This is a genomic window from Chelativorans intermedius (genome assembly GCF_025398255.1).
Lineage (GTDB): Bacteria > Pseudomonadota > Alphaproteobacteria > Rhizobiales > Rhizobiaceae > Chelativorans > Chelativorans intermedius.
Genome location: NZ_JAODNW010000018.1, coordinates 69,042 through 84,755 on the forward strand (window position 1 = coordinate 69,042; position 15,714 = coordinate 84,755).

Consider the following 15,714-nt stretch of genomic DNA (forward strand, 5'->3'; position numbering starts at 1 on the left):
AGTCCCTCAGCGGCCGCATCATTTCACGGCGCCCATGGTCAGCCCGCGCACGAGCTGCTTGGAGGCGATCAGGGCAAAGATGATGACGGGCACGACGATGAGCGTGGAGGTTGCCATGATCTTGCCATAGGGCAGCGAGTAGCCCTCCATGAAGGAGACGGCCATGGCGGGTGCGGTCTTTGCCTGATTGCGCGTGAGAACAAGCGCATACATCAGCTCGTTCCAGGAGAATATGAAGGAGAAGATGGCAGACACCGCAAGGCCGGGCGCGGCAAGAGGCAGACAGAGGGAACGGAAGATGCGCCACTGGGAGGCGCCTTCCAGCACCGCTGCCTCGTCGATCTCTCGCGGGATGGAACGGAACTGATCGGTGCAGATCCAGATCACGATCGGCAGGTTGAACGTGAGGTAGATGAGAATCAGCACGATGTGCGTGTCAAGCATGCCGAAGCTGCGCACGATCAGGAAGAAGGGAAGCGCCAGCACGATGGGGCTGACCATGCGGTTGGTGATGAACCAGAACCACAGTTCCTTCTTGCCCCGGAACTCGAAGCGGGCGAGCGCGTAGGCCGCCGGTGCGCCAAGGAGCAGGGCGAAGGCCGTGGTGACAACCGCGATGATGAGCGAATTGACGAGGCTGCGCCCCACATTGTTGTCGAACAGCACCTCCGTATAGTTCGAGAAGGTGACATCGAAGATCCACGCCGGCGGCGTCTGCAGCGCCACGAGCTGGCTCTTCAGGCTGGTCAGCACCATCCAGTAGAAGGGAAAAAGGCAGAAGACGATGATGGCTGCCAGGAGAAGCACCTGTGCGGCGAGCGAGGGTGTGGATGTGGTGCGGTCCCGCATGTCAGACCTCCCGGTAGAAGATGCGGATATAGAGCCGGCTGAGGACGATGGTGATGACGAGCAGCACCACGGCCTGGGCCGATGCCAGTCCCTGATCGAAGGCGCGGAAGCCGATGCGCTGGATGAGCAGGCTGATGAGCTCGGTGGAGGAACCCGGCCCGCCGCGCGTCATGGTGAAGACCATGTCGAACTGCTTCAGCGTGTCGGCGGTGCGCAGGATGAGCACGGCCGTCAGTCCCGGTACGAGGAAGGGAAGCTGGATGTGACGGAGCACCGTCCACCAGCTTTTCGTCTCCAGCCGTGCTGCCTCCTCGATCTCCATGGGCACGGTGGTCAGGCCCGCCAGGAAGACCAGCGCACAGAATGGCGTCCATTGCCAGATGTCCCAGAAGATGATGGTGGCGAAGGCATAGGCCGGCACGCCCAGCCAGTTGACGGCATCGATGCCGATGAAGCCCAGGAGCTGATTCACGACGCCATATTTGAGGTTGAACATCACCTGGCCGAGGAGCCCGACCACCGCATAGGTGGTGGCCATGGGAATGACCAGCGACAGCCGCGCCAGGGTCTTGAGGAAGCCAAGCCCCGGCTGATGCAGAAGAAGGGCGATGCCCATTCCGAGGGCGATCTGCACCGGCAGGGCGATGACGAGCATGGTGAAGGTGCGCCCCATTGCCTGCCAGAAGACGGGATCGGTGAAGACGGCCGCATAATTGCCAAGGCCGATGAAGCGCATGTTGGCGAGCTTGGTGAGATTGTAGTTGTAGAGCGATGTCCAGATGGCGAAGATGAGCGGCGCCAGGCCGATGGCCGCAAGGGCGAACACGGCAGGCCCCAGAAAACCAAGCTTTGTTCCGGCACGCACTCTGTTGACGTCGATGATGGCCTCTTCCGCTGCTGGCCGGCCGCCCCGCTGCAGCGCGGCCGCGTTGCGGCCAATGTCCTGCGTTGCTTGCATCGCTTCCCGTGCGCCTCCCTTGCGCGACCTGCGGCAGCCCTCGCTCCCCGCGCCTTTTCGTCCGTAAGCAAGGAACGGCCTGCCCGCGCCAAGAGCGCGCGGGCAGGCTCCAGCCTTACTGGATCAGCGGCTTGTTGCCGCTATAGTAACCGGCCTCCTCGAGCACGGCTTCCATGCGTTCGCCGATCTCGCGGGCTCCTTCCTCCGTGGAGACCTCGCCCAGCATCATCTTGGTGCCCCACTCCTGCACGATCTCGGTGATCTGCGGCCATTCGGCAAAGCGGGGGCGGAACTCCGGCACGCCCTCCTGCCAGCTTTCCACCAGTGCCGGCACGAAGGGGTGTTCTTCGGCGACACCCTCCATCTGATAGACGGACTGGCGGGCCGGCACGCCGCCCAGATCGAGGTAGCGCTTGGCGTTTTCCTTCGAGGTGATCCACTGGATGAAGAGCCAGGCGGCCGCCTGTTCGTTCTCGTCGGCCTGCGCGGCGACGGCCAGCGAGAAGCCGCCGAGCGCCGGCTTGCGGCCTGCCGGCCCCGCAGGCTCCGGTGCCACGCCGAGACAGTCGACGATGGCCGAGGTCTGCGGATTGGCAAGGGTCGGATAGAAGGACGACCACTCGGTGATCATGGCCACGTCGCCCTGGGCGAGCGCGTTGACGGTCTCGGCGTGGTCATAGGCGACGATGCCTTCCGGCATGTATTGCATCAGCTCCTGGCGGAACTTGAGCCCGGCCTGGCTTTCCTCCGAAAGGAGATTGGAGCGGAAGTTCTCGTCCAGGAAGGAGCCGCCGAAGGGCCACAGCACACGGGCAAAGGAGTCGGCGGACTGGGTTTCGTTGCGCTTCGACTGAAGCGCGAAGGCGTATTTTCCATCCTTCGTCAAGGCCGGGCCGTAAACATCCTTCAGCTCTGTCCAGGTTTCCGGCGGACCGTCGAAGCCTGCCTCTTCCAGCATGCAGCGATTGTAGAACAGAAGGCCCGAATAGTTGTCGAAAGGCAGGCCGTAGACGGTTCCGTCCCAGGCGCCGAAGGCGTTGAGCACGAGCGGAAAGAAGTCGTCCAGATCGAGATCGGGATCGGCAAGCTGCGGATCGTTGATGAACTTGTCGGCCGGCACGATCCAGCCATTCTCGGCGAAGTTGCCGATCCATACGAGGTCGATCAGCGCGATGTCGAGATCGCCGCCTGCCACGAAGTCGCGCACCTGCTCGCCAAGGGCATTCTCATAGGGCATCTCGGTGATGTTGACCGTAATGCCCGTCTTCTCCTCGAACTCCGGCAACATCTGCTTGGCGGCTTCGTAGCCGGGTCTGAGCAGGAAGACCACGTCCACCGTGGTGCCTGCATAGGGCTTTGCCGCCTCTTCGAGCGACCATGCCGAAGCGCCCGCGGGTGCAAGTGCAAGGGACATGGCGGCGCTGGCGGCGAGCGCCGTAAGGGTCGATCTGATGGTCATCATTTCCTCCCAAGGAGCATCGTAACCGATGGTCTTTACATTTTCATTCTTTCATTTACATTTGTAAAAGTCAATCGTGAAGGCCGCATTGCCGGATGACGGGCCGGGACGCTTGAGGCGAGCAGGCCGGCCTGCAGGTGTGGAACGCGCTTGAGGAACCAACAGGGAGGAGCGACGGGTGGCTGCCGTAAAGCTGCGAAACATCAGTAAGTTCTATGGAGACTTTCAAGCGCTGAGAAACATCGATCTCGATGTCGCGGATGGCGAGTTCGTGGTCTTTGTCGGACCTTCCGGCTGCGGGAAATCAACCCTGCTTCGCACGATTGCCGGGCTGGAGGGCAGCTATAGCGGGCTCATTGAGATTGGCGGACGGGATGTCAGCCGTGCCGCTCCGTCCGAACGCGGCGTGGCCATGGTGTTCCAGTCCTATGCGCTCTATCCGCACATGAGTGTGCGCGACAACATGGACTTCGGAATGCGCGTCAACGGCGTGGAAAAGAGCGAGCGTGACCGCCGCATTGCCGAAGCCGCCCGCATTCTGCAGCTCGAACCCTATCTCGACCGCAAGCCGGCGCACCTTTCGGGCGGCCAGCGCCAGCGTGTGGCGATCGGCCGGGCGATCTTGCGCGAGCCTCAGGTCTTCCTCTTCGACGAGCCGCTGTCCAATCTCGATGCCAAACTGCGGGTGGCCATGCGCATCGAGCTGGAGAGCCTGCACCGTCAGCTTCGCGCCACCATGATCTATGTCACACACGACCAAGTGGAGGCGATGACCATGGCTGACAAGATCGTCGTTCTGAATGGCGGGCGCATCGAGCAGGTGGGCGCGCCGATGGATCTCTATCACCGGCCGGCAAGCCGTTTCGTGGCCGATTTCATCGGCTCGCCCTCCATGAACTTCCTTGCCGTTGCCGTCGAACAGGAAGGCGGGCAGGGCGCTGTGGCGCGCTATGGCGATGCGCGGCTGATGCTGCCGCCGCTTGCGGCCCCTGTCGAGGGGCGGCTTACACTGGGAGTGCGGCCGGAGCATCTGCGGATCGGCGAACAGGCAGGTGAGGGGATGGCCGGCACGATCGAGGGGCGCATCGCCGTGAAGGAAACCCTGGGCGGCGAGACCATCCTGCACATCGACACCCGGGATGGCGACCGGGTCACCGTCAAGACGGATGGAGAAAGCACGGTCCGACCGGACGAGCACATCAGCCTTGCCGTGCCGAAAGAGCGCATTCATCTCTTCGCTGCCGATGGCGCGGCGATTGCCCGGCGCGAGCCCTGACCATGGCGAGCGGACGCAACATGGCGGGCAAGGCGCAGGGCGCCCTCCACACGGTACCGGGTATCGAGCGCTCGGCGGCCATCGACAGGCTTGTGGTCGGGCGCGGCGTGCTGCGCCAGGCAGCCGCGCTGTTTCGCGAGACCTTCGGCGATGCGCCGGTGCTTCTCGTCGCGGACGGGACAACCTTCGAGGCTGCCGGCGAGGCCGTGCGTTCCGTCTTCCGTGATGCTGGAGCGGAGCCGCATCTGCACGTCATGCCGGCCCGCCCCAGACTCGCGCCGGACCGCGCGCGCGGCGATGCCATTGCCGCGCTCATCAGGCAGATTGCCGCCGACAGTGGGGGGGGGCTGCCGGTGCCGCTTGCCATCGGCTCCGGCGTCGTCAACGATCTGACGCGCTATGCGGCATTTGAGGCCGGCACGCCCTTCATGAGCGTGCCGACGGCGGCCTCCATGGATGGCTATACGAGCGCCGGTGCACCCCTCAACGACGATGGCTTCAAGATCACCATCCAGTGCGCGCCGCCGCGCGTCATCCTCGCCGATCTCGACGTGATTGCGGCCGCGCCCGCCGCCATGACCGGCTGGGGCTATGGAGACCTTGCCGGCAAGATGCCGGCCGGCGGCGACTGGCTGGTGGCGGATGCGCTGGGGCTTGAACCGCTCGACGAGATCGCCTGGCCCCTGGTGCAGGACAATCTGCGCCAGTGGCTTGCCGATCCCGAGGGAGTCGGGCGCGGCGAGCCTGCCGCCGTGGCCGGGCTGTTCTCGGGCCTTGCGGCAACGGGCGTGGCGATGGAGCTTTATGGCAGCTCGCGGCCCGCCTCCGGAGCCGATCATCAGATTGCCCACATCTGGGAGATGGAGAACCTGACCCATGGGGGCGAAAAGGTTTCGCACGGGGCCTGTGTGGCGATCGGCTGCCTGACGGTGCTTGCGCTTTTCGACTGGCTGCTCTCCCAGGACCTCACACGGCTTGATCCCCCGACCGTGGCGCGGAACGCGCCGGACTGGCCGACGGTGGAACGCGCCATTGCGGCGGGCTTCGAGGATGCCGTGGTCGCCGAGCGGACGCGACAGGAGCTCAGGGAGAAGTGGGTGGAGGGTGCTGCCCTTGCCGAGCGCCTCGAAAGGCTGAAAGATGTGTGGCCGGCCCTGCGCGCCCGGCTTTCGTCGCACTTGATGCGCGAGGGCGAGATGCGGCGCCTGCTGGCGGCGGCAGGCGCGCCGGTGCGGGTGCGTGACATCGGACTGACCCTGCAGCAACACCGCCAGACGGTGCTCAAGGCGCGGTGGATCCGGCGTCGCTATACGGTGCTGGATCTGCTGGACGAGGCGGGGCTTCTCTATCAGGCTGTCGCCGAGGGGCTGCATGAGACGCATCCGCTTTATGCCTGAGAAGCGGCAAGGGAGGACGGGAAATTGAGCGACTTTTCGCAGATGGGCGCACGGGCCGCCGGCGAGATCGCCGAGGTGCTGGCCCGCGTCGACCCGCAGCATGTGCGCCGTGCGGTGGACATGATCTGCAGCGCGCGGCGGATCGCCCTTTACGGCGTCGGCCGGGAGGGGCTGATGATGAAGGGGCTGGCGATGCGCCTCTTCCATCTGGGGCTTGATGCCCATGTGGTGGGCGAGATGACGACGCCGCCGCTTGGCGCCGGCGATCTGCTCATCGTGAGCGCCGGACCGGGCGGTTTTTCCACGGTTACGGCGCTTCTCGGCGTGGCGCGCAATGCCGGTGCGCACACGCTTTGCGTGACCGCCAGACCCGAGGGAGAGAGCGCGCGGGCCGCCGAGGCCGTGCTGCGCCTTCCCGCCCAGACCATGGCCGACGATCTGCCGGACGGCACGCGCAGTGTTTCGGTGCTGCCCATGGGCAGCCTGTTCGAGGGAGTTCAGTATGTCGCCTTCGAGCTTCTGGTGCTGGCGCTTAGGGACCGATTGGGCGAAACCGCACAGACCATGCGCGATCGCCACACCAATCTGGAATAGGCGACAGGCGGCGGGGAGGAGAACCGATGGACAGATGGCAGGAGCGCTTTTCCATCGCCGGCCGCAAGGCATTGATCAGCGGCGGGACGAAGGGCATCGGCGCGGAGATCGTGCGTGTCTTTCTCGATGCCGGGGCGGATGTGGCGGCCATCGGCCGCGACAGCGCCGGGTTTGCGGCGGGTCGCGAGGCCGCTGCTGCGGCTGGCCGGGACTTCATCGGCATCGAGGCTGATCTTGCCACCGCCGAGGGGCCGGTCGAGGCGGCCAACAGGGCGTTGGCCCATTTCGGGCGTATCGACATCCTGGTCAACAGCGCTGGCGTGGCGCTGGTCGATCCGCTTCTCGAGGCCTCCGTCGAAGACTGGGACAGGACCATGGCCGTCAATCTGCGCGCGCCCTTTCTGCTGGCGCGCACGGTGGCGCCGGGCATGATCGAGCGGCGGGCCGGCAAGATCGTGAACATCTCCTCCCAGACGGGCGTTATCGCCTTGCCCGACCATGCTGCCTATGCCAGCTCCAAGGCAGCGCTCAATGCACTTACAAAATCCATGACGGTGGAGTGGGCGCGCTACAACATTCAGATCAACGCCATCTGCCCCACCGTGGTCATGACGCCGATGGGGCGCAAGCTATGGAGTCCGCCGGAAAAGCGCGACCCCATGCTGGCGAGGACGCCCGCCGGCCGTTTCGGCGAGCCGGTGGAGATTGCCGATTGCGCGCTCTATCTCGCCTCGCCCGCATCGGATCTGATGAACGGCGCCATCGTCATGCTCGAGGGCGGCTACACCTCCCTTTGATCGCCGGCGGGCCGCTCGGGCAACGCTCCCCGCGGATGGAGCGGTGAACTGTGCCCTGCGGGGTGCGAAACGTGGCATATTGAACCGGCAGCCTTTTTCGGCGATTGCCGGGGGACCGGATGATTGAAGAGGTTTCGACATGAGCCACCTGCCCAACTCCCTGGAGGCGCGCGACGTCGCCTATCAGCTCCACTCCTATACGGATGCACGCCGCCATGAGGAGGCAGGCCCGCTCGTCATCGAACGGGGGGAGGGCGTCTACGTCTACGATACCAGTGGCAAGCGCTATATCGAGGGCATGGCCGGCCTTTGGAGCGTGGCATTGGGTTTCGGCGAGAAACGCCTGGCTGCCGCTGCCGCGCGCCAGATGGAGAAGCTTCCCTACTACCACACCTTCGCCCACAAGTCCCACGCGCCCTCGGTGGAACTGGCCGAGAAGCTGGTGGCCATGGCGCCGGTGCCGATGTCCAAGGCGTATTTCACCAACTCCGGCTCGGAGGCCAACGACACCGCCATCAAGATGATCTGGTATCGCTCCAACGCGCTGGGTCAGCCGGAGCGCAAGAAGATCATCTCTCGGGTAAAGGGCTATCACGGTGTCACGATCGCCTCGGCCAGCCTGACGGGCCTGCCAAACAATCACCGTTCCTTCGACCTGCCGATCGACAAGGTTCTGCACACCACCTGCCCGCATTATCGGACCATGGCAAGGCCCGGCGAAAGCGAGGCCGATTTCGCCCGGCGCTGTGCGCAGGATCTGGAGGAACTGATCCTGAAGGAAGGTCCGGAGACCGTCGCCGCCTTCTTTGCCGAGCCGGTGATGGGGGCCGGCGGTGTCATCGTGCCGCCGCAGGGCTATTGGGAGGCCATCCAGCCGGTCCTGAAGAAATATGACATCCTGTTCGTGGCCGACGAGGTGATCTGCGGATTCGGGCGCACGGGCGATGCCTTCGGCTCGACGACCTACGGCCTTGAGCCGGACATGATGACGCTTTCCAAACAGCTTTCCTCCTCCTATCTGCCGATCTCGGCGCTGCTTGTGAACGAAAAGGTCTATGCGCCGATTGCCGACGAGTCCCATGCCATCGGCACCTGGGGCCACGGCTTTACCGGCAGCGGCCACCCGGTGGCGGCGGCGGTGGCGCTCGAGAATCTCAAGATCATGGAAGAGCGTGACGTGCTTGGCCACGTGCGGCAGGTGGCGCCGCATTTCCAGGCGCGTCTGCGGGCGCTCGCCCGCCACCCGCTGGCGGTGGAGGCGCGCGGCATCGGCATGCTCGGCGCTGTCGAATTCTCCCATGAGATGTTGCGCGACAAGCCGGGCGCCCTCGGCGGCCGCATCTTTGCCGCCATGCAGGAGAAGGGCCTCATCGCCCGCAATCTGTATGACACGGTCGCCTTCTGCCCGCCCCTCATCATCTCCGAGGATGAGATCGACGCGATGTTCGACATGGCCGAGGCCGCCGTGGCGGAGGTGGCCAAGGAAACGGGCGTGTAGCCCCCGGCATAGATCCCGGGTTCGGAGTCGGGGATCTCGATGGCCGGACAGTGGCGGCGGTAGAAGTCTGCGGGACCGGCGCCGCCGATGATGGCATAGCCGTAACCGGCCTCGCGCATGGCGTGGAGCGCCGCAAGCAGCAGGCGGCGGCCAAGCCCCTTTCCGCGCGCCGCCTCGATGACACCGGTGGGGCCGAAGAAGCCGCGTGCGGTGGCATCGTAGCAGGCAAAACCCAGAAGCCGTTCGCCCTCTGCCACGAGAAAGACACCCGGCGGCCGGGCCGCCATCGCCACCGCGCATTCGCTCGCCCAGCCCCGGTCGAAATGCGTTTCGGCAAAATCGCACGCCGCATGCATTTCCAGAGCAAGCGCGCGGCGCACTGCAACGCCGTTTTCCAGTCCCGTGCCGCGTTCCGGCGACAGGCTGTAGAGAGGGACGGGAAGATCGGGCATGGTGTCTTCCGTTCGTGGCCGTCACCGAGGCGATGCCGGAAGCGCGGCGCGCCATTGTTCCAGAAAGATTTCCCGCTTTGCGCCGTCGAGGCCGACGAGCAATGCTGGCGTCATGGCAATGGGGCGCAGCGTCTGCGGATCGGCGGTTCCGTCCTCCGCCAGGGCTTCCAGCCGCTCGGCACCGTCGACGGGCGAAAGAAGCGCCATGTCGGTGGACAGGATCTCACGGCCTTCGGGGGAGAGCATGAAGGTGATGAACGCCTCGGCAAGCGCCGGCTGCCGCGCGGCGCGCGCCACAAAGGCGGCGCGCGCCATCACCAGCGTATAGTCGGAGGGAAGCACGATGCCGAGCCGCGGGTCGTGCGCGGCGTGCTCGAACGCGTAGGAACCCAGCACGTTGTAGCCGATCAGCAGGCGGCCATCGGCCACCCGGTTCAGGATCTCCGCCGTGCAGCAGAAGAGACGGGCGCGGTTGCGCCCCAGGCTTTCCACCAGGCGCCCCCATGTGCTGGCCTGCAGGGCGTCCTGGAAGGCGAACAGATAGCCCACGCCAGAGCTTTCGATGTCGTAGGTACCGATCCTGCCCACGAAATCCTGGCTCTCGCGCAGAAGGTCGATGAGCTCGAAGCGGCTTCGCGGCGGCGGGCGGCGCGAAAAATAGGCTCGGTTGAAGACGGTCACCGCCGGCTCGAAGGTCAGCCCCACCAGCTCTTCCCGCCAGCGCGCCCAGTCCGGCAGGCCGGCATGTGCCTGCGCCCCGAGCGGCAGGCCACAGCCGTCATTGACGAGCTTCAGCTGTTGGTCGATGGAGGAGGAGATGACGACATCGGCCACGAAGCGCTCCTCCTCGCAGGCTGCCGTCACATGCGCCGCCAGCTCGTTGGTGGTCAGCTCCCGGTAGATGATGGCAAGGTCGGGATGGCGCTGCTGGAAGGCCAGCAGAACGGGCTCGAAGATCACGAAATCGGTCGTGCTCTCGATCACCAGTTGCGCCTGTGCCTCGCCTTCCCTCGGTGGCAGGCGCGTTTCCGCCGCATCCGCAGGCTGCAGCGCAAGCAGGGCGAGGAAGAAGAGGCCGAAGCGTCTCATGACCGTATCATCGGGATTTCGAGGCCGATGGCAAAGCCCTCGGCGTCCTTTCGATGAACGAGGCGCGCTCCGTGCATGGCCGCCACCGAGGCGACGATGGAAAGCCCGAGGCCGGCGCTGTCGGGGCTGATGCCATCGGATGTGAAGCGCTCGCCGATCCGCGCGGCAAGCGCCTCCGGGATGCCCGAGCCCCGGTCGCACACCATGATGGCGGCATGATGCTCCCGCCGTTCCACCTGCACGCGGACAGGTGCCGCCCCGTGCCGCACGGCGTTGTTCAGGAGGTTCTTCACCGCCTCGCGCAGGCTCACCGCATCGCCTTCCACCCACACCTCCTCGTCCGGCAGATCGACATTGATGGCCTGGTCCGAGACTGCCCGCGTCTCGCGTTCGGCTTCGAGCGCCACCCGCCTGAGATCGATCCTCTCGCGCAGCGCGGTATCGGCGCGGTGGGCGATCAGGGCGCGGCTGAGGAGTTGATCGGCAAGCCGGCCGAGGCCGACGCTGCGGGCATAGAGCCGCCGGTGCAGCCGTTCAAGGCGTTCGGGGTCCTTTTCCTCCAGCGCGAGCTGCGCTTGTGCCCGCAGGGCCGTGATTGGCGTGCGGATCTGATGGGCGGCATCGGCGACGAAGTTCTGCATGGCCTCGATGCGGTTTTCGAGCCGCCCCATGAAGCGGTTGATCGCCGCCACCAGCACCGCGACCTCCTGCGGTGCCGGCACATCGATGGGCGACAGATCGTTGGCTTCGCGCGCAAGGATGGCGCGCTCGACGCGCGCCAGGGGCTTCAGCGCCACACGCAGGACGAGAAGTGCCAGGAAGAGAAGCAGCACGCCCGCAGCGGCGATGATCAGCACCGCATTGGTGGCGATGCTGCCGGCAAGCGCAGCGCGTTCGCGCGTCGTCTGCGCGACCACGATGATGACCTGACCGCTCATGGAGCGTTCGGCCAGAAGCCGTGTCAGCTTGACGGCGCGGATCCCGGTGTTCTTGTAACGGGCATCGTAGATGGCATCCGCGCCGGCATTGCTGCGCGGCAGCGGCAGATCTTCATAGCCCGTCATGGTCTGCCCGTCCGGCCCGATGATGCGATAGAAGACCCGGTCGGATCGGGCAAGCGACAGAAGCTCGAAAGCAGACACCGGCAGGTCGACCACCACCCGGCCATCATTCACCGAGATGCGTTCGGCGATCTGCAGGGCGGCACCCCTGAGCAGGCGATCGAAGGTCTCGTCGCTGGCCGTCTGGCCGAAACGCGTGGCGGCGACGATGCTTGCCAGAACCACCATCACCAGGATGAGCACCATGGCCACACCCAGCCGGTAGGCGATCGACTGGCCGCGCGCCGTCTCCGGGGCGAGCGTGCTCATGCCGGAAGAATCCCGCGCGCCCGTGGCGCAGCATCGACAGCCTGGTTCACGGCGTGCGCGTCCTTTCCCGTGGCACGGCCTGGTAGCCGAGCCCGCGCAGGGTTCTGATTTCCAGATCCGCGCCTTCCAGCTTTCGGCGCAGGCGGGCGATATAGACTTCCACCGCGTTGAGGCCGGCCTCGCCGGTCAGCCCGTAAAGCCGGGAATAAAGCTCGTCCTTCTCCAGCACCCGGTTCAGATTTCCCATGAAGGCTTCGAGCAGGATGAACTCCCGCCGCGTCAGCTCCACCTCGCGGCCGTCGATGGTCACGGAGCGCGCGGCAAGGTCGCAGCACAGGTTTCCGGTCTCCACCGCGGCCTGCACAGCGCCGTGCCGGCGCCGACTGACGGCGCGGGCACGCGCCTCAAGCTCGCGCAGGTCGAAGGGTTTGACGAGATAGTCGTCGGCGCCGACGTCCAGCGCGTCGATCTTGTCCTCCACATGCATGCGGGCGGTCAGCACCAGGACGGGCACCGCGTTGCGGGCGGCGCGCAGTTCCTTCAAGAGTTCGAGCCCGGAGCCATCGGGCAGGTTGAGATCGAGGATGACGAGATCATAGGGCTCGGCAAGGGCGATGAAATGTGCCGCGTCCTCGCGACATTCCGCATGGTCGCACACATGGCCCTGGCGCTGGAAATGCGCCAGGATCGCCTCGGCCACGTCCTCCGTGTCCTCCACCACAAGAACGCGCACTGCTTGGGTTCCCCTTACAAAATGACAGCTTTCTGACAGCTTGCGAGCCTATTCTCCCCGAACCTTCGCACGAAACGCGTGCGGCAGGAACAAGGGAGGATTTCCTCATGAAGAAACTGATCGCGGCGGCGGCCGCAACCCTTTTTGCAACCTTCGCGCCGGCGGGCGCCATGGCCTTCGAGCCGGGCAATACGGAATGTATCGCGCCGGCCAATGCCGGCGGCGGCTGGGACTTCACCTGCCGTCAGGTCGGCAAGGCGCTCTATGACCTGAAAATCGTGCCGAACCCGGTGCAGGTGACGAACCTTGCCGGCGGCGGCGGCGGCGTGGCCTTTGCCGAAGTGGTTTCCAAGCGCAACGGCGACGACAACCTGATCGTCGCCGCCTCCTCGGCAACCACCACCCGGCTGGCCCAGGGCGCCTTTCCCGGCGCCAGCAAGGATCAGGTGCGCTGGCTCGGCACCATCGGTGCTGACTACGGCGTGATCGCCGTGGCCAAGGATTCGCCCATCAGCACGCTGCCCGAACTGTTCGAGGCGGTGAAGGAAAACCCGAGCGCCGTCTCCTTCGCCGGCGGTTCGGCGGTGGGTGGCTGGGACCATCTGAAGGTGCTGATTGCCGCCAAGGCGGCCGGTTTCAACGATGCGCGCGCCATCAAGTACGTTGCCTTCGAAGGCGGCGGCGAGGCCGTCACCCAGCTTCTTGGCGGCCATGTGCAGGCCTTTTCCGGCGATATCTCCGAGGCCAAGGGCTTCGTCGATTCGGGTGATCTGAAGGTGCTGGCCGTGCTGGCCGAGGAGCGCCTGCCCGGTGAGTTCGACCGTTTCCCCACGGCCAAGGAGCAGGGGATCGACGCGGTGGGCGCCAATTGGCGGGGCTTTTATGCGCCGGGCGGAATGAGCGACGAGGCCTATGATTTCTGGGTCGAGGCCATCAAGACCGTCTATGAGAGCGACACCTGGAAGGAGGTGATGGCCGCCAACGGGCTGATGCCGCTTTCCCGCTTCGGTGGCGATTTCGAGGCTTTCGTCGACCAGCAGATTGCCGACACCGAAGAGCTGAGCCGCGAGATCGGCCTTCTGCAATAGCGCCAATGCGCAAGGGGCGGGCCGCCGCACCGCAGGCGGCGGGCCGCCCGATGAACGCTGGTGGTCTGACCGAAACAGATGGTACCCGTCCGTTTCGACAAGTCAGCCCACAGGCTGTTGATCTGTTGGGGCGATTTCTCCCGACAGATGGGTACCATCTATCGGGATCGCACCACTAGGGGAGGATGCCATGAGCGACCGGGTCCTGGGCGGCACATGCCTGCTGCTTTCGCTGCTCTACATCTATTTTTCCACGCAGATCCGGGTCGGGTTCATTTCCGATCCCATGGGGCCGAAGGCATTTCCCATCGCCATCGGCGTGGTTCTGGGGCTTGGTGCGCTCTACACGCTCGTCAGGCCCGACCCCGAGCCCGTCTGGCCGCGGCTCGGGCGCATGGGCGAGATTGTCTTTGCCGTGCTCGTCATGGTGGCCTACACCTACGCGCTGCCGGAATTCGGTTTCACCCTTTCCACCGCCGTGGCAGCGGGGCTCTTGAGCTGGCGGCTGGGAGCCGGGCCGATCGCGGCAACCATTGCCGGCGTTTCAATCGCGGTGGGCATCTTCGTCATTTTCAGGCAGGTGCTGGGGCTGTCCCTCGCCCTCGGTCCATGGGGATTCTGAGATGGATGTCTTTTCCAACCTTGCCGATGGTTTCGCCGTTGCGCTTACCTGGCAGAACCTGGCCCTGGCGCTGATCGGCTGCTTTCTGGGCACCATCATCGGGGCGCTGCCGGGGCTCGGCCCTTCCAACGGCGTGGCCATCCTCATTCCGCTCGCGTTCACGCTTGGCCTGCCGGCGACACCGGCGCTCATCCTGCTCACCTCGGTCTATTACGGGGCGATGTATGGCGGGCGCATCTCCTCGATCCTGCTCAACATCCCGGGCGACGAACCGGCGCTGATGACGACGCTCGACGGCTATCCGATGACGAAGAACGGACAGGCCGGAGAGGCACTGGCGCTGTCGGGCATCGCCTCCTTCGTCGGCGCCTTCTTCGCCACCTGGGGTCTCGTCTTTCTGGCGCCGCAGCTCGTCAAGGTGGCGCTGCTCTTCGGACCGGCGGAATATTTCGCGCTGTTCACGCTTGCCTTTGCCACGCTCGGCGGCATCGCGGCGCGCAATCAGGCCAAGGCCGTCATTGCCGCCGCGCTCGGTCTCGGCATCGCGATGATCGGCGTCGACCACCAGACCGGCGTGCCGCGCCTGACCTTCGGCGAGATCCACCTCTATGAGGGGATTCACTTCCTGGTCGCCATCGTCGGCCTGTTTGCCATCTCCGAGGTGCTGCTTTTCCTCGAACATGCCAATGGCGAGGCGCCGGAAGCGGGAACGACACGGCTCAACCGCATCACCGCGCCCCTGTCCATGGTGGCGCGCACGGCAGGCTCCATGGCAAGAAGCACGATTCTCGGCTTTGTCGCGGGCGTGCTGCCGGGCGCCGGCGCCTCGCTCGGCTCCTTCGTGGCCTATACCTTCGAGAAGCGGTTGAAGGACAAGGAGGGCACCTTTGGCAAGGGCGATCCGCGCGGCGTTGCCGCGCCGGAGGCCGGCAACAATGCGGCGGCCGGCGGCGCGCTGGTGCCCATGCTGGCGCTCGGCGTGCCGGGCTCGGGCACCACGGCCGTTCTGCTCGCCATGCTGATGGCGCTCAACATCACGCCGGGTCCGCTGCTCTTCACCCAGCAGCCGGATGTGGTGTGGGGTCTGATTGCCGCGCTGTTCATCGGCAATGTCATGCTGCTCCTGCTCAACGTCCCGATGGTCGGCATCTTCGTGCGCGTCCTGCAGGTGCCCACGAAATATCTGATGCCGGCGGTTGCCATGGTCTCGTTCGTCGGCATCTACGGCCTTTCGGGATCGACCTTCGACCTCCTGGTCATGATCGCCTTCGGCGTCATGGGCTATCTGCTGCGCAAGCTCGACGTGCCGCTGGTTCCCGTCATTCTGGGCATTCTGCTCGGCAACGAGATGGAGAAGAACCTGCGCCGAGCGCTGACGATTTCCGACGGCGATCTGTCGATCCTGTGGGGCTCGCCCATAGCAATCGGCATCTGGCTGCTGGCCATTCTGGGCTTCATCGCCCCGCTGCTGTTCGGGCGTCTCATCCGACGCAAGAAGGCGGAGGTGACGGTGGCGCGTTGAGGCGAGGGAC

Annotated in this window: 14 protein-coding genes and 1 pseudogene; 8 read left to right on the plus strand and 7 right to left on the minus strand. The window is 65.4% G+C overall.

The genetic code is table 11. The annotated features are described in order from the left end of the window. Positions 1-18: 18 nt before the first annotated feature. The 3 genes from NYR58_RS13600 to NYR58_RS13610 form a co-directional block, all read right to left on the minus strand. The gene (locus tag NYR58_RS13600; RefSeq protein ID WP_261521425.1) at positions 19-849 is read right to left on the minus strand and encodes a carbohydrate ABC transporter permease; all 831 of its coding nucleotides are present in this window, start codon (positions 847-849) and stop codon (positions 19-21) included. A gap of 1 nt (position 850) precedes the next feature. Then, positions 851-1,807, minus strand: coding sequence for a carbohydrate ABC transporter permease (locus tag NYR58_RS13605; RefSeq protein WP_261521426.1), 957 nt, complete (start codon positions 1,805-1,807; stop codon positions 851-853). A 115-nt stretch (positions 1,808-1,922) separates the two neighbouring features. Continuing rightward, positions 1,923-3,266: an ABC transporter substrate-binding protein gene (locus NYR58_RS13610; protein ID WP_261521427.1), complete on the minus strand. Its 1,344-nt coding sequence runs from the start codon at positions 3,264-3,266 to the stop codon at positions 1,923-1,925. Between the two features lie 178 nt (positions 3,267-3,444). Between NYR58_RS13610 and NYR58_RS13615 the strand changes: the two genes are divergently transcribed. The 5 genes from NYR58_RS13615 to NYR58_RS13635 all read left to right on the plus strand — a co-directional run bounded on the left by NYR58_RS13615 (position 3,445) and on the right by NYR58_RS13635 (position 8,828). Beyond that, positions 3,445-4,542, plus strand: a complete 1,098-nt coding sequence (locus NYR58_RS13615; RefSeq protein ID WP_261521428.1) for an ABC transporter ATP-binding protein — start codon at positions 3,445-3,447, stop codon at positions 4,540-4,542. 2 nt (positions 4,543-4,544) lie between these two features. Then, positions 4,545-5,939, plus strand: coding sequence for a sn-glycerol-1-phosphate dehydrogenase (locus tag NYR58_RS13620; protein WP_261521429.1), 1,395 nt, complete (start codon positions 4,545-4,547; stop codon positions 5,937-5,939). A gap of 24 nt (positions 5,940-5,963) precedes the next feature. Continuing rightward, positions 5,964-6,533, plus strand: a complete 570-nt coding sequence (locus NYR58_RS13625; RefSeq protein WP_261521431.1) for an SIS domain-containing protein — start codon at positions 5,964-5,966, stop codon at positions 6,531-6,533. A gap of 26 nt (positions 6,534-6,559) precedes the next feature. Further along, complete coding sequence (locus NYR58_RS13630) at positions 6,560-7,330, plus strand: SDR family NAD(P)-dependent oxidoreductase (RefSeq protein ID WP_261521432.1); 771 nt, start codon at positions 6,560-6,562, stop codon at positions 7,328-7,330. 139 nt (positions 7,331-7,469) lie between these two features. Beyond that, entirely contained in the window at positions 7,470-8,828 is a 1,359-nt protein-coding gene (locus tag NYR58_RS13635; RefSeq protein ID WP_261521433.1) for an aspartate aminotransferase family protein, read from the plus strand. Between the two features lie 104 nt (positions 8,829-8,932). Here the strand turns inward: NYR58_RS13635 and NYR58_RS13640 are convergent. The 4 genes and pseudogenes from NYR58_RS13640 to NYR58_RS13655 form a co-directional block, all read right to left on the minus strand. Further along, positions 8,933-9,280 (minus strand): annotated as a pseudogene (locus NYR58_RS13640) (GNAT family N-acetyltransferase); the annotation flags it as partial. A gap of 21 nt (positions 9,281-9,301) precedes the next feature. Then, on the minus strand, positions 9,302-10,369 hold the full coding sequence (locus NYR58_RS13645) for an ABC transporter substrate-binding protein (protein WP_261521434.1): 1,068 nt from the start codon (positions 10,367-10,369) through the stop codon (positions 9,302-9,304). After that, complete coding sequence (locus NYR58_RS13650) at positions 10,366-11,739, minus strand: sensor histidine kinase (RefSeq protein WP_261521435.1); 1,374 nt, start codon at positions 11,737-11,739, stop codon at positions 10,366-10,368. Before NYR58_RS13650 ends, NYR58_RS13645 begins: the two co-directional genes overlap by 4 nt. A gap of 46 nt (positions 11,740-11,785) precedes the next feature. Further along, positions 11,786-12,472: a response regulator transcription factor gene (locus tag NYR58_RS13655; RefSeq protein ID WP_261521438.1), complete on the minus strand. Its 687-nt coding sequence runs from the start codon at positions 12,470-12,472 to the stop codon at positions 11,786-11,788. Positions 12,473-12,579: 107 nt separating this feature from the next. On the opposite strand from NYR58_RS13655, the gene NYR58_RS13660 reads away from it, so the two are divergent. The 3 genes from NYR58_RS13660 (at position 12,580) to NYR58_RS13670 (ending at position 15,704) form a co-directional block, all read left to right on the plus strand. Continuing rightward, positions 12,580-13,560 carry a Bug family tripartite tricarboxylate transporter substrate binding protein gene (locus NYR58_RS13660; protein ID WP_261521442.1) on the plus strand — a complete coding sequence of 327 codons (981 nt, stop codon included), beginning with the start codon at positions 12,580-12,582 and terminating at the stop codon, positions 13,558-13,560. Positions 13,561-13,750: 190 nt separating this feature from the next. Further along, complete coding sequence (locus tag NYR58_RS13665) at positions 13,751-14,182, plus strand: tripartite tricarboxylate transporter TctB family protein (RefSeq protein WP_261521444.1); 432 nt, start codon at positions 13,751-13,753, stop codon at positions 14,180-14,182. A gap of 1 nt (position 14,183) precedes the next feature. Then, positions 14,184-15,704 (plus strand): tripartite tricarboxylate transporter permease, encoded by a 1,521-nt coding sequence (locus tag NYR58_RS13670; RefSeq protein WP_261521445.1) that lies wholly within the window; start codon positions 14,184-14,186, stop codon positions 15,702-15,704. Positions 15,705-15,714: the final 10 nt, after the last annotated feature.